Raw genomic sequence first — 14143 nt, 5'->3', positions numbered from 1 at the left:
CGCGGGTGGTGCGCGCGTGTCAGGTCGGGGCTTGGGGGCTGTCAGATGCATGGAGGGGACTCCCTTCAGGCGGGTCTTTGCTGGTTGTAGTAGGCGGTGGCCAGCTGGTCAGGGGTCATGCGGAGGCGGAGTTTCGACGGTGGGATGCCGACGTTGATCACCTCGCGGAGGATCACGGCCATGGAGTAGGCCGGGTCGGCGTCCAGGGCCCGCTCCAGCGCGACGTTGGCGAGGCCGCCGTCGCCTGCGGCGTAGGCGGCGAAGGCCAGGAGGGACGCCGGGGCGGGGACGTAAGGCTCCTCCACGCGGCGGACGATGTCGCGCCAGAAGGCGATGTCGGCGGCCGGGGCGTCCTCGTCGATGCGGATCCAGGCCTCGTCGCGGAAGCGCAGGTCGGTGAGGAGGACGCCGAGCCAGGCCGCCTCGTCATCGGTCGGCGGGGCGCCGGTGCGGGCGAGAAGGGCGTGGACGAAGGCGAGGCCCTCGCCGGGGGTCTCGGGGCGCGAGAGAAGGCGTGTCTCGGCGCGTTCGGTGGCCGCGCGCATGGCGGCGCGGACGGGTCCGTCCAGCGGCTGGACGGACCGGACGAGTTCGGCACGGTCGGCGAGGACCACCTGTCCGTCGAACGTCGCCTGGGCGGCGACGACGCTGGCGGAGCTGTCGTAGGGGACGCCCTCGGGCGGGCAGCAGTCGTCGCTGCAGGTGAGCGACCACCAGCGGCCGTCGGCGACGCGGACGGCCTCGGCCACCGAAACGCCCGAGCAGTCGAGGGCGGCGCGCACGGCGGCGGCGGATTCGCCGACCTCGCCGTCCGGGCCGTAGCCGAGGAGCAGGGAGCGGCGGAAACCGTTGCCGGCCAGGAGCGCGGCGACCCGCTCGGCGGCCTCCGAGGACGGTAAGTCGAGCCGGATCGCGCATGTGCCGTTGACCGCGCTCTCGAAACCGATCACGACGAGGCTGCGGGAGGGATGGAATCCCAGCAGGTAGGGGACGGCTGCGATGGCGTCTTGTGCGGAGCGGATCACCAGGGCTGTCATGTCATCGACCCTCGCAGCCACGGGCCCGGCCGGCACCGTCCGCCGAAATTGTGGATAACCCGGCCCGGGACGCGAGTGTCCGCGGCGGGCGGTAGCGTTGGGCGGCGTGCCCGCCCCTGATCTGCTGAACGGCAGCGATACCCGCATTCCCGACATGGCGACGCTGCTCGCCGCGGCCGTGTCCTCCATCGGAGGCGCCGAGCGCCCGGGGCAGGTGACGATGGCGCAGGCGGTCGAGAAGGCGATCGAGACCGGCGAGCACGTCGCCGCGCAGGCCGGCACCGGCACCGGCAAGTCGCTGGCCTATCTCGTCCCGGCGATCCGGTACGCGGTGGAGAAGGAGACAACGGTGGTCGTCTCCACGGCCACGATCGCGTTGCAGCGCCAGCTCGTCGACCGCGACCTGCCCCGGCTGGCGGAGGCCCTCGGCCCGCTGCTCGGGACGGAACTGAGGTTCGCGATCCTCAAGGGGCGCCGCAACTACCTGTGCCTGCACCGGGTGCAGACGGGCGTCCCGGAAGAGGACGAAGGGCCGAGCCTGTTCGACCCGCAGCAGCTGTCCACGCTCGGACGGCAGGTGAAGCGGCTGAACGAGTGGGCAGAGGAGACCAAGACCGGCGACCGCGACGAGCTGGTGCCGGGGGTGAGCGAGCAGGCGTGGCGGCAGGTCGCGGTCACCGCCAGGGAGTGCCTGGGCGCGCAGCGCTGCCCGCACGGCACCCAGTGCTTCTCCGAGCTGGCGAGGCAGGAGGCGGGCGAGGCGCACATCGTGGTCACCAACCACGCGCTGCTGGCGATCGACGCGCTGGAGGAGTTCCACGTCCTGCCCGAGCACGACGTCGTGATCGTGGACGAGGCGCACGAGCTGGTCGACCGGGTCACCTCCGTCGCGACCGGCGATCTCAGCGCGGCGGCGGTCGAGACGGCCGCGCGCCGGTGCGGGCGGCTCATCGAGGAGGCCACCGCCGACAGGTTGAAGGAGGCAGCGGAGGGGCTCGGTCTGCTGCTGGAGGATATGCAGGCCGGACGTATGGACGTCCTGTCCCCCGCCCTAGGGAACACCCTCGCGGTCGTCAGGGACGCCGTGCACGCCTGCATCACCGCGCTCGGGCCGGAGAAGAAGGACGCCGAGCCCGGCGACATGGCGGCGCGGAAGGCGGCACGGTCGTCGCTGGACGAACTCCATGACACGGCCGTGCGGGTGCTGGAGGCGTTCCAGCCGGAGATCGCCGAGCGGTTCGACGTGGTGTGGCTGGAGAAGCCGTTCGTCCAGGACGGGCGGCCCAGGCGTCCACCGGCGCTGCACGTCGCGCCGATCGGGGTCGGCGGCCTGCTGCGGACGACGCTGTTCGAGCAGCGCACCGCGATCCTCACGTCGGCGACGCTGACGCTCGGCGGGTCGTTCGAGCCGCTCGCCCGCCAGTGGGGCCTGCCTCCGCTGGACGAGAACACCTCCAAGGACGCGAAGACGGCGGCCGAGGGCCTCGCCCAGACCGCGACGGAGAAGCGCGAAGAGACGGAAGTGGTCTGGTCGGGGCTCGACGTGGGGTCGCCGTTCGACCATCCGAAGGCGGGCATCCTGTATGTCGCCCGGCATCTGCCGCAACCCGGACGGGACGGTCTCGCCGACGCCTACCTGACGGAGATCACCGAGCTGATCGAGTCGGCGGGCGGCCGCACGCTCGGGCTGTTCTCGTCCATGCGCGCGGCCCGGCAGGCGGCCGACGAGCTGAAGGACCACCTGTCCCATCCGCTGCTGTGCCAGGGCGACGACTCCACGTCCCTGCTGGTCAAGCAGTTCGCCGAGGACGAGCGGACCTGCCTGTTCGGCACCCTGTCGCTCTGGCAGGGCGTGGACGTGCCCGGCCCGTCCCTGCAACTCGTCATCATGGACCGCATCCCGTTCCCGCGCCCGGACGACCCGGTGTCGTCGGCGCGGTCGCGGGCGGTCGCGGCGCGCGGCGGCAACGGCTTCATGGCGGTCGCCGCGACGCACGCCGCGCTGCTGCTCGCGCAGGGCGCCGGGCGGCTGCTGCGTTCGATGGACGACCGGGGCGTCGTCGCCGTCCTCGACCCGCGCCTCGCCACGGCCCGCTACGGCGGCTTCCTGAAGAGTTCGCTTCCGCCGTTCTGGGCCACCACCGACCCGGACGTCGTCCGCGGCGCGCTCCGCCGCCTCGACGCCGCCGCCGCAAGCCACGCCCCGTCCTGAGCCCACACCGCTGCCGCCGACCACGCCCCGTCCTGGAAACGCCGCCCCCGACCACGGCTGAACCTCGGAACGCCGCCGCCGACCACGCATGGACCGCGGAACGCCGCCGACCCGGCGCAACCCCCTGGAGCGCCGCCGCGCCAAGCGCGCGGGCGCGCCGGGTCAGCGGCGGTAGGTGCTGAGGAATTCGCCTATGCGGCCCACGGCGTCCTCCAGGTCGTCGGCGTACTGGAGTGTGACGACGCGGAAGTGGTCGGTGTGCGGCCAGTTGAACCCGGTCCCCTGGACGACGAGGAGTTTCTGCTGTTCGAGCAGGTCGAGGGCGAAGCGCATGTCGTCCTCGATCGGGTACATCTCGGGGTCCAGGCGCGGGAAGACGTACAGCGCCCCCATCGGCCGGACGCACGACACGCCCGGCAGGTCGTTCAGCAGCTTCCAGGCGCGGTCGCGCTGCTCGCCGAGCCGTCCCGTCGGCAGGACGAGGTCGTCGATGCTCTGGTGGCCGCCGAGCGCGGCCTGGATGGCGTGCTGGCCGGGGACGTTGGGGCAGAGCCGCATGTTGGCGAGGATGTCCAGGCCCTCGATGTAGGAGTCGGCGTGCTCCTTGGGGCCGGTCAGCACGACCCAGCCCGCGCGGAACCCGGCGACGCGGTAGTTCTTCGAGAGCCCGCCGAAGGTCAGGCACAGCAGGTCGGGGGCCAGGGACGCGATGGGGATGTGCGCGGCGCCGTCGTACAGGATCCGGTCGTAGATCTCGTCCGCGAAGATGATCAGGTTGTGCCGGCGGGCGAGCTCGACGATGCCGGTGAGGACGTCGCGCGGGTAGACGGCGCCGGTCGGGTTGTTCGGGTTGATCAGCACCAGCGCCCGCGTCCGGTCGGTGAGCTTGGCCTCGATGTCGTCCAGGCCGGGCGCCCAGTCGGCGGACTCGTCGCACAGGTAGTGGACGGGCGTCCCGCCGCACAGCGACACCGCGGCCGTCCACAGCGGGTAGTCGGGCGCCGGGATGAGCACCTCGTCGCCGTCGTTCAGCAGCGCCTGCAGCGTCATGACGATCAGCTCGGAGACGCCGTTGCCGAGGTAGACGTCCTCGACGTCGACGCCGGTGACGCCGTCGTCCTCCATGCGCTGCACGATGGCGCGGCGGGCGGGCAGGATGCCCTTGGAGTCGCTGTATCCGTGCGCGTCCGGCAGGTTGCGGACCATGTCCTGGAGCAGCTCAGGCGGGGCCTCGAACCCGAACGGGGCCGGGTTGCCGATGTGCAGCTTGAGGATGTTGTTGCCCTCGGCCTCCAACTGCTTGGCGCGCTTGAGCACCGGCCCGCGGATGTCGTAACAGACATTGGTCAGCTTGCCCGACTGGTTGACCTGCATGGACTCACCATAGCCACGGCCGCACGGCGGCGTCCCGCCCACCCGCCGGGGTTCGGCCCCGGCAGGGGACGGGGCACCGCCGTCACGGACCCCGCCGTCACGGGGCGGAGATCGCGGACAGGATCGCCAGCCGCGCCGCGCGCCGGGCCGGGCGGATCGCGGCGAGCGCCCCCGCCACCGCGCCGACCAGCGCGACGACCACCAGGGTGACGTACGGCGGCGCGAACGGGTTGCCGAGCGCGCTGCCGAGCCCCCAGCCGAGGAACGCGCCGAGCCCGATCCCGCCGCCGGTGCCGAACAGCGCGACGATCACCGATTCCCAGCGGACCATCGACCTGATCTGCGGGCGCGTCGCGCCGACCGCGCGCAGCAGCCCGAGCTCCCGGGTCCGCTCGTGGACGGCCAGCGACAGCGTGTTCGCGATGCCGAGCAGCGCGATCACGATCGCGAGGATCAGCATCCCGTAGACGACGGTGATGAAGCCCCGCTGCTCCTCGGTCTGCGCGGACACGAAGGCGTCCCGCGTCTGCACCTCCGGCGCGCCGTACGGCTTGGCGAGCGCGGTGAGCGCCTGCTGCGCCTCCGCGACCGACGCGCCCGGCTTCAGGACGACGAACGCCCGGGTGTCGAGAGGCTGCCGGGTGTGCGCGTTCCACACCGTCCGGGGGACGACGTAGTCTCCGGTCATGTCGGTGTTCTCGTAGACGGCGCCGACGGTGAGCCGCTGCGACGCGCCGTCCGCGAACGTGACCGGGACCTGCGTGCCGGGCTTCCATCCCTTGTCGTCGGCCACGCTCTTGGAGACCGCGAGCGCGCCCGCGTCCGACATGGCGCCCTGCGTGACGTCCAGGTCGAGGACGCGCCCGAGGGCGGCCGGGTCGGCGACGCTCACGGTGGACGCGTCGCCGTCCACCCGCATGCTGCCGGTTCCGGCGCCCGCGACCCGCTCGACCTGCGGCAGCTTCGCCGCGTCCTGGACGAGGCCCGTCCCGAACCCGCCGGTCTCGTTGCCCCCGGAGTTGACGACCAGCGGCCCCTTGAACGACCCGGCGACGCTGTTCTCCAGCGACGCGCCGAGCGACCCGATGAACACCGTCATCAGCGTGACGACGCCGACGCCGATCATCAGCGCGGTCGCGGCCCCGGCGGTGCGCTTCGGGCTGCGGGCGGCGTTGTCGCGGGCCAGGGCCCCGGACACGCCGCGCGTCCGCGCCGCGGGCCCGCCGATCAGCGCGGCGACGGGACGCGCCGCGACCGGCCCGAGCGCGACCATCGCCACGACGCACAGGATCGCGCCCGCGCCCGCCATCGCCATCTGCTCGGTGACCGCGCCGAACACGACGGTCCCGGCGGCGACGGCTCCGAGCACGCCGCCGACGATGACGCGGGTGTCGGTCGGCCGGGCGGACTCGGCGGCGACCTCGCGCAGCGCGGCCAGCGGCGCCACCCGGGACGCCTTCGCCGCCGGGCCGAGCGCGGCGACCAGCGTCACCAGCAGCCCGACCGGCACCGCGATCAGGAGCGAGGTGGCGGAGACGGTGAGCCCCTCCATGGCGATCCCGATGCGGAACTGGGTGAACAGCCACCGGAGCAGCGCCGCGAACCCCATCCCGCCGGCGAGCCCGGCGGCGGTCGCGGCGGCGCCGATGACCAGCGCCTCGAACCCGACGATCGTCATGACCTGGCGGCGGCCCGCGCCGAGGGCGCGCAGCAGCGCCGACTCCCGGGTCCGCTGCGCCATCGTGATCGCGAACGTGTTGTGGATGCTGAACGCGGCGACGAGCAGCGCCACCCCGCCGAACGCGCCGAGGACGGTCCGGAAGATCTGGAGGAACCCGGACTCGACCTTCGACATGCCCTCCTCGACCTGCGCCTTGTTCGTGACGGCCTCCGTCCCGGCGGGCAGGACGGGCTTGATCCGGGACGCCAGCTCCTGCTGGCTCACGCCGTCGTCCGCGCGGACGTAGACGCCGCTGATCCGGTCGGGCGACTTCGCGACATGCAGCCGGGCGCCTTCCAGGCTGAACGCCGTGAACGACGTCTCGCCGAACGCCTCCTCGTCACCGAACATGCTGATCCCGACGACGGTCACCGGGACCTTCTCCGGCGTGAGCACGGCCGTCCGGTCGCCGACCTTCAGCTTGCCCTCGGTGGCGAACATCTTGTTGATGACGACCTCGTCCGGCGCGCGCGGCGCCCGTCCCTGGGCCAGCCGGTACGGGTTGAGCTTCGGGTCGGCCAGCCAGTTCCCGGCGGTGCGCGGGCCGCGCGACTCGACGATCGCGCCGTCCTTGGCGAGCAGCTGCCCCGACCCCTGGATGACGGGTTCGGCGTTCGCGACGCCGTCCACCTGGCGGACCCTGTCGAGCGCGGACGCGTCGATCTGGCCGCGTGACCCCCACGGCTCGTCGCTGACACTGGTCGAGTTGCGGACGCTGACGTCGGTCTTGCCGAACGACTGCGAGTAGTACCCGTCGATGCTTCCGGCGAGGGTATCGCCGAGCACGAGCGTTCCCGTCAGGAACGACACGCCGAGGAAGACCGCCACCAGGGAGCCGACCATCCGGCGCTTGCGTCCCCACAGTTCCTTGAAGACGAGCGTGATCATCGGGTGTCCCCCAGCCCGCGCATGCGGTCCAGCACCCGGTCGGGTGTGGGCGCGTCCATGACGTCGACGATGCGGCCGTCGGCGAGGAACACCACCGAGTCGGCGTGCCCCGCGGCGACCGGGTCGTGGGTGACCATCGCGACGGTCTGGCCCAGGTCGTCCACGGCGTTGCGGAGGAGCGTCAGGACCTCGGCGCCGGTGCGGGAGTCGAGGTTGCCGGTGGGCTCGTCCGCGAACACGATCTGCGGGCGGGTGACCAGCGCGCGCGCCAGCGCCACCCGCTGCTGCTGCCCGCCCGACATCTCGGCCGGACGGTGCGACAGCCGGTCCCCCAGCTTCAGGACGCGCACGACCGTGTCCAGCCATTCCTGGTCGGGGCTCGTCCCGGCCAGCGTCATCGGCAGGAGGATGTTGTCGCGGGCGGTCAGCGTCGGGAGCAGGTTGAACGCCTGGAACACGAACCCGATCCGCTCGCGCCGGAGCCGGGTCAGCCGCCGGTCCGACAGCGCGCCGAGCTCCTGGTCGCCGACGTAGACCTTGCCGGACGTCGCGTCCTCCAGCCCCGCCACGCAGTGCATCAGCGTGGACTTCCCGGCACCGGACGGCCCCATGATGGCGGTGAACCGCCGCTCCGGGAGCACGACGCTGACGTCGTCGAGCGCACGCACCGCCATGTCGCCGGTGCCGTACACCTTCGTGAGATGAACCGTACGGGCGCCACCCTGCCCACTGGCCGCGCCCGTCTCATCCTTGATCGATCGACTTGCTTCTGCTGCGTTTCCCATGCCGAGGATCGTGGCGTCGAGGTCCGCCGCCCGTCGTCGGGTGAGGAGAGGCACCGCGCCTGCTCCCGGCGAAGCACCCGGCCGCCCCCGGCTACGTCCCCCGCGGTACATCACCAGCGAAGATCAATAAGACCCGATGTCCAATTGTGATGCGGGCAACATACATGCAGGCTTGCTTGCTTGTATGTCGGCTCGTACGGTCGGAGTCGTGACAGTAAGCAGCCGCCGACGCCACCGGCACGTCCCGTCCCGCCGCCGGACGCAGGAGGAACGCCGGTCGCACACCCAGGCCAGACTCCTGGAGGCCACCATGGAGTGCCTGGTGGACCTCGGCTGGTCCGGGACCTCCACCACGGAGGTGGCCCGCCGCGCGGGCGTGTCGCGCGGGGCGCAGCAGCACCACTACCCCACCAAGATGGTGCTGGTCGCTGCGGCGCTGGAGCATCTGCTGGAGGCGCAGCGGCTGGCGTACGAGACGGCGTTCGCGGCGCTGCCGCCCGAGCGGCGCGACGTCTCCGGCGCGCTCGACCTGCTGTGGGAGGTGTTCCGCGGACGTCCGGCCAAGGCGCTCACGGAACTGGCCGTCGCGGCCCGCACCGACGACGAGCTGCGCCCGCTGTGCCGCGACCTGAACGAGCGGATCCTCCAGGTCATCCTGGAGGTGTTCGAGCGGCTGTTCCCGGAGAACACGCTGCCCCCCGACTTCGTCCCGACGATGCTGCGCGGCGTGTTCGCGATGTTCGTCGGGCTGTCCATACAGAACGCCCTGGACGACGACGCCGACGGCCACCAGGCCGCCGTGCTGCGCCAGGTCAAGGACGTCGCGCGGCTGATCGTCCCAGGCCCGGGCACGCCCCCGACCTCGGCGTCCCCGAGGTCCCCGGGGTCCCCGCCGACCGGACTCCCCGCACCTCCCGAACATCCCGACCGAACCTCCTGAACACCCCGTCGGCCGCGGCCGACCGCACCACCCCGAGGGAGCGCCCGACATGCCGAAAGCCCCCACCGAACTCGCCGAAGAAGTCCGCGAGCAGGTCAAGGACAAGAAGTCCTATCTCGGCGTCATCGACCGCCTGAACAAGGCGTCGGTCGACAAGCACTGGGAGGCCTACGCCGACATCCCGTGGGACGACCCCGAGTTCACCGTCGACAAGAACGACCCGCGCTGGGTGCTGCCGCCGTTCGACCGGCTCGGCCAGACGGCCTGGTACCAGTCGCAGCCGCCGGAGATCCAGGCGCAGATCGGGCTCTGGCGCGTCGCGACCGCCATGAAGATCGGCCTGCAGTTCGAGAACCTGCTGAAGCGCGGGCTGCTGAACTACGCCTACCGGCTGCCGAACGGGCGCCCCGAATTCCGGTACGTCTACCACGAGACGACCGAGGAATGTCACCACGGGATGATGTTCCAGGAGTTCGTGAACCGGACGAAGATGCCGATCCGCGGCATGCCGCGCTCGCTCAGCCTCATCGCGCAGGCCGCGCCGTGGATCCCGCTGGTCAGCACCGAGATGTTCTTCGTCTTCGTGCTCGGCGGCGAGGACCCGATCGACTACGTCCAGCGCAAGTCGCTCAAGGGCGGGCACATCAAGCACCCGCTCGAAGAGACCATCATGAAGATCCACATCGCGGAGGAGGCCCGGCACATCTCGTTCGCCCGGCACTACCTCAAGCACCGGGTGCCGAACATGCACCCGCTGCGCCGCCGGATCCTCGGCCTCGCGACGCCGGTCGTCCTCGGCGTGATGGCGCGGATCATGCTGTCCCCGCCCGGGCCGATGGTGCGGCACTTCGGCATCCCGAAGGACGTCGTCCGGCAGGCGTACAAGAGCGAGGCGTCGATGGCGGAGATATCCAACTCGGTGGGCAAGATCCGCGATCTGATGGCCGAGCTCGGCGTGATCAGCCCGGTCGGCAAGCAGGTGTGGCGGGCGTTCGGCATCTGGGACGAGCCGAAGCAGCGCCGCGCCGTCGAGGCCGGGTGACCATGACCGCCCCGGCAGCCCCCGCGGCCTCGGCGGCCCCGCCCGCTCCGGCGGCACCCGCGGCGCCTGCGGAGCGGCCCGCCGTGGTGACGCCCGCGGCCGGGCCGGGCGGCCCGTACAAGGTCGTCGTCATCGGGACGGGCTTCTCCGGCCTCGGGATGGCGATCGGGCTGAAGAAGTCCGGCATCCACGACTTCGTCATCCTGGAGAAGGCGGACGAGGTCGGCGGGACGTGGCGGGAGAACACCTATCCCGGCTGCGCGTGCGACATCATGTCGCTGCTGTACTCCTACTCCTTCGAGCCCAACACCGGCTGGTCGCGGATGTTCCCGCGGCAGCGCGAGCTGCTGCAGTACATCAAGGACATCGTCGACAAGTACGACCTGGCGCAGCACATCCGGTTCAACACGGAAGTGACCGGGTCGGAGTACGACGACGCCACCGACACCTGGCAGGTGTTCACGGCGGGCGGCGACGTCGTCCGGGGGCGGGCGCTGATCTCGGGCATGGGTCCGCTGCACCGGCCGAGCATCCCCGACCTGCCCGGCCTGGCCTCGTTCGAGGGGACGACGTTCCACTCCGCCGAATGGGACCACTCCTACGACCTGACGGGCAAGCGCGTCGCGGTGATCGGGACGGGCGCGTCCGCGATCCAGTTCGTCCCGCAGATCGCGAAGCGGACCGCGCACCTCACGGTGTTCCAGCGGACGCCGCCGTGGATCATCCCGAAGCCCGACCGCCGCGTCACCGGGCTGGAGCGGGCGCTGTTCCGCCGCGTCCCGCTCGTCCAGCGCGGGTACCGCAACGGCGTCTACCTGATGCAGGAGACCTTCGTCCTCGGGTTCAAGAACCCGAAGCTGCTGAAGGCCGCCAGCTCTCTCGCTCGCCTGCACCTGGCGCGCCAGGTCCCCGACCGCGCCCTGCGCCGCAAGCTCACGCCCGACTACACGATGGGCTGCAAGCGGACGCTCGTGTCCAGCGACTACTACCCGGCGCTGATGCGGCCGGACGTGGAGCTGACCACCGAGGGCATCGCCGAGGTCCGGGCGCATTCGATCATCACCCGGGACGGACGCGAGCACGAGGTCGACGCGATCATCTTCGGCACCGGCTTCCACGTCACGGACGCGTTCGAGGACGCCCGCATCGTCGGCCGCCACGGCCTGAAGATCCAGGACGCGTGGAAGGACGGCATCGAGGCGCATCTCGGCGTCGCGGTCGCGGGCTTCCCGAACCTGTTCCTGCTGCTCGGCCCGAACTCCGGCCTCGGCCACAACTCGATGATCTTCATCATCGAGGCGCAGGTGCGGTACGTGCTGCAGTGCCTGGCCATGCTGGACAGGGCGGGCGGCGCGCGGATCTCCGTCCGGCCGTCCGTCCAGGACAGGTTCAACACCTGGGTGCAGCGCAAGTCGGAGGGCGCCGTGTGGGTGGCCGGCGGCTGCGACAGCTGGTACCTGGACCGCAGTGGCGTCAACCGCGCGGCATGGCCGGCGTCCACGGTCAGCTTCTGGCTCCGAACCCGCAAGCTGAACCCACGCGACTTCCAGATAGAGCCGGCGACCTCCTAAGCCGCCGCCCCACCTCCACACAAGAATCCATTCAGCCGCCACAAACCGTGCTCGCGACCGGGCCTTCGCAACCCCTGCTCGCCTGCGGTGGGCGGCGTACGACATCGAGCGGAGCCCCCATGAGCATCGCGATCGTGACCGGAGGCGCGTCCGGCATCGGCCGCGCGATCGCCACGTCCCTGGTGACGCGCGGCGACACCGTCGTGGTGACCGACATCAACGCAGACGGCGCCGCCCACGTCGCCGAGAAGCTGAACACCCTCGGCAAGGGCAAGGCGACGTCCGCCCCGCTCGACGTCACCGACCCCGACGCCGTCACCGACCTCTACAAGGGCGTCCGCGCCGACCACAGGCGCCTCGACCTGGTGTTCAACAACGCGGGCATCGCCATCGGCGGCCTCGCCGAGGAACTCACCCTCGACCACTGGAACCGCGCGATCGACATCAACCTCAAGGGCGTCGTGCACGGCGTCCACGCCGCCTACCCGATCATGCTGGAGCAGGGCAGCGGCCACATCGTCAACACCGCGTCGCTGGCCGGACTCGTCCCGATGCCGATCGGCATCCCCTACACGGCGACCAAGCACGCGGTCGTCGGCCTGTCCCTCGGCCTGCGAGCCGAGGCCGCCGGACGCGGCGTCAAGGTCAGCGTCGTCTGCCCGAGCTTCGTCGACACGCCACTGCTCCACAACGTCAACCCGGACCTGCCCGAGACGCCGATGAGCGGTGACGCCACCGGCGACATCGCCAAGGCGTCCCCGCGCCTCTACACGGCAGAGAAACTGGCCCGCGACATCATGCGCGGCATCGCCAAGAACCAGGCGCTCATCGTCGCACCCGCACACGGCCGCCTCGCCTGGCGCGGCGCCCGCCTCAACCCGGGCGCCGCCGTCCGCGTGGCCCAGATCGCCGTGAGCCGCATCCGCGCATAGCCCGCGTCGGACGGTGCAAGTCGAACGCTGGGCGCGGTAGCCCGCGAACGCGGCGTCATGAAGACGCGTCCAAGCCCCGCATAGGCTGAGGACGTGGAACGCATCCTGGTCAGCTCCTGCCTCATGGGACGGCCCGTCCGCTACGACGGCGCCGCCAAACCGGTGGGCGATGACCTCTTTGAACGCTGGCGCGCCGAGGGCCGCCTCGTCCCGTTCTGCCCCGAGGTATCAGGCGGCCTGGCCGTTCCCCGTCCACCGGCCGAGATCGTCGGCGGCGACGGCCACGCCGTCCTCGACGGCACCGCCCACGTCCGCACGAACACGGGCGAGGACGTGACCGCCGAATTCCTCCACGGCGCCCGCCAGGCCCTCGACACGGCCCGCCGCACCGGCGCCCGCATCGCCCTGCTCAAAGAGGGCAGCCCGTCCTGCGGCAGCCGCCGGATCTACGACGGCACCTTCGCAGGCACATCGATTGCCGGGGACGGTGTCACAACCGCCCTCCTCGAACGCGAAGGCATCCAAGTCTTCAACGAGGACGACCTCCCCGAACTGGACGCCCTCCTCCAAACCCTGGACCCCAAACCCCAGAGCACAGACGCCCGCGATAGGTGACCTCAAGCCACGTGAGCTCGCCCGCCCGCGAAGACCCGGAACCTCCAGAGACCCAGCTGCGGTTCAGGAAGATCCCGGCACAACTCCGCACCGTGGGGAACCCGCGGATAGGGAGACGCCCCGGCAGCCGTAAGCCCCGCGCCTGCGCGCCGCATCCCGCGAAGTGATCAGCCCCTTGGCTCAACGCGATGGAGCCGCAGCACGAACAATCGACGCCACGAGGAACGGCCTGACAGCGGACGACGATGCCTGCCCCTTCAAGCGGGCGACTTCACGGTGGATGGCACGTGCCGTCCTAAGCGTCGGGTGCGACGGCGATCGCCTCGATCTCCAGGAGCCAGGCCTCATCGTAAATGCCGGTGATGATGATCGTGATCGCAGGACGATGCTCACCGAGCACCTCATGCCGGATCCGCGAGTTGAGTTCGCGGTAACGCCGGTCAGACAGGTAAACGGTGACCTTGGCCAGGTTCTCGACAGTCATATCGGCACTGGCCAGGACCGCCTTCACGTTGTCCCAAGCAAGGCGGCATTGCGCACCGAAGTCAGCCGGAACATCGCCCTTGGTCGTCCATGGCGGCTGGCCGCTGATGAACAAGGTCCGTTGCCCACCACGAACCAGCGTCCCGTGGGTGTAGGCCGGCGATGACTCAGGCAAGTCAGCAGGATCAATCGGCTCGATCGCGAAGGTCATCACAATCCTCATCGCGCACAGATAAGTCAACACCACAAGGCATTGAAGACGGTCGAAAGGCTCGCTCACTCTAAGGTGACGATCAAGCTCTGTCGACCAAATAATTGGGGACTGCCGCCTGTGCTTCCTCGACGCAACGAAGCGGAGGTGACGAGGCGGTTCTCCTCACAAAATGAAGAAGGCCCCGCCGTTGTCGGCGGGGCCTTCCCCATAAGAAATGTCCGGCGGTGTCCTACTCTCCCACACAGTCTCCCATGCAGTACCATCGGCGCTGAAGAGCTTAACTTCCGGGTTCGGGATGGGACCGGGTGTTTCCCCTTCGCCAAAACCACC

General features: G+C 70.8%; 11 protein-coding genes and 1 rRNA gene. 6 read left to right on the top strand and 6 right to left on the bottom strand.

Translation table 11 applies throughout. The annotated features are described in order from the left end of the window. Positions 1-65: 65 nt before the first annotated feature. A complete protein-coding gene (locus E1264_RS29980; RefSeq protein WP_132178808.1) occupies positions 66-1037 on the bottom strand; it encodes a DUF4192 domain-containing protein in 972 nt (323 codons plus the stop codon). A gap of 154 nt (positions 1038-1191) precedes the next feature. Between E1264_RS29980 and E1264_RS29975 the strand changes: the two genes are divergently transcribed. After that, positions 1192-3249, top strand: a complete 2058-nt coding sequence (locus tag E1264_RS29975) for an ATP-dependent DNA helicase (RefSeq protein WP_207936420.1) — start codon at positions 1192-1194, stop codon at positions 3247-3249. Between the two features lie 162 nt (positions 3250-3411). Here E1264_RS29975 and E1264_RS29970 read toward each other — a convergent pair whose 3' ends face one another. The 3 genes from E1264_RS29970 to E1264_RS29960 form a co-directional block, all read right to left on the bottom strand. Next, entirely contained in the window at positions 3412-4623 is a 1212-nt protein-coding gene (locus tag E1264_RS29970) for a pyridoxal phosphate-dependent aminotransferase (protein WP_132178807.1), read from the bottom strand. A gap of 97 nt (positions 4624-4720) precedes the next feature. Beyond that, positions 4721-7231 (bottom strand): ABC transporter permease, encoded by a 2511-nt coding sequence (locus E1264_RS29965; protein WP_132178806.1) that lies wholly within the window; start codon positions 7229-7231, stop codon positions 4721-4723. Further along, positions 7228-7923, bottom strand: coding sequence for an ABC transporter ATP-binding protein (locus tag E1264_RS29960; protein ID WP_347813432.1), 696 nt, complete (start codon positions 7921-7923; stop codon positions 7228-7230). Before E1264_RS29960 ends, E1264_RS29965 begins: the two co-directional genes overlap by 4 nt. Positions 7924-8224: 301 nt before the next feature. Between E1264_RS29960 and E1264_RS29955 the strand changes: the two genes are divergently transcribed. The 5 genes from E1264_RS29955 (at position 8225) to E1264_RS29935 (ending at position 13116) form a co-directional block, all read left to right on the top strand. Continuing rightward, positions 8225-8956, top strand: coding sequence for a TetR/AcrR family transcriptional regulator (locus E1264_RS29955; RefSeq protein WP_243711247.1), 732 nt, complete (start codon positions 8225-8227; stop codon positions 8954-8956). A 49-nt stretch (positions 8957-9005) separates the two neighbouring features. Further along, positions 9006-9998 (top strand): diiron oxygenase, encoded by a 993-nt coding sequence (locus E1264_RS29950; protein ID WP_132178804.1) that lies wholly within the window; start codon positions 9006-9008, stop codon positions 9996-9998. 2 nt (positions 9999-10000) lie between these two features. Further along, on the top strand, positions 10001-11569 hold the full coding sequence (locus E1264_RS29945) for an NAD(P)/FAD-dependent oxidoreductase (protein WP_132178803.1): 1569 nt from the start codon (positions 10001-10003) through the stop codon (positions 11567-11569). Between the two features lie 119 nt (positions 11570-11688). Next, a complete protein-coding gene (locus E1264_RS29940; protein ID WP_132178802.1) occupies positions 11689-12501 on the top strand; it encodes an SDR family oxidoreductase in 813 nt (270 codons plus the stop codon). 93 nt (positions 12502-12594) lie between these two features. After that, the gene (locus E1264_RS29935; protein WP_132178801.1) at positions 12595-13116 is read left to right on the top strand and encodes a DUF523 domain-containing protein; all 522 of its coding nucleotides are present in this window, start codon (positions 12595-12597) and stop codon (positions 13114-13116) included. Between the two features lie 295 nt (positions 13117-13411). Here the strand turns inward: E1264_RS29935 and E1264_RS29930 are convergent, their stop codons facing one another. Both E1264_RS29930 and rrf read right to left on the bottom strand, forming a co-directional pair. Beyond that, positions 13412-13879 carry a RidA family protein gene (locus E1264_RS29930; protein ID WP_243711246.1) on the bottom strand — a complete coding sequence of 156 codons (468 nt, stop codon included), beginning with the start codon at positions 13877-13879 and terminating at the stop codon, positions 13412-13414. A 150-nt stretch (positions 13880-14029) separates the two neighbouring features. Then, positions 14030-14143: ribosomal RNA gene (gene rrf / locus E1264_RS29925) — 5S ribosomal RNA — on the bottom strand; the annotation flags it as partial.

Source organism: Actinomadura sp. KC216, assembly GCF_004348535.1.
Lineage (GTDB): Bacteria > Actinomycetota > Actinomycetes > Streptosporangiales > Streptosporangiaceae > Spirillospora.
This window is presented reverse-complemented; position numbering and strand designations above follow the sequence as displayed.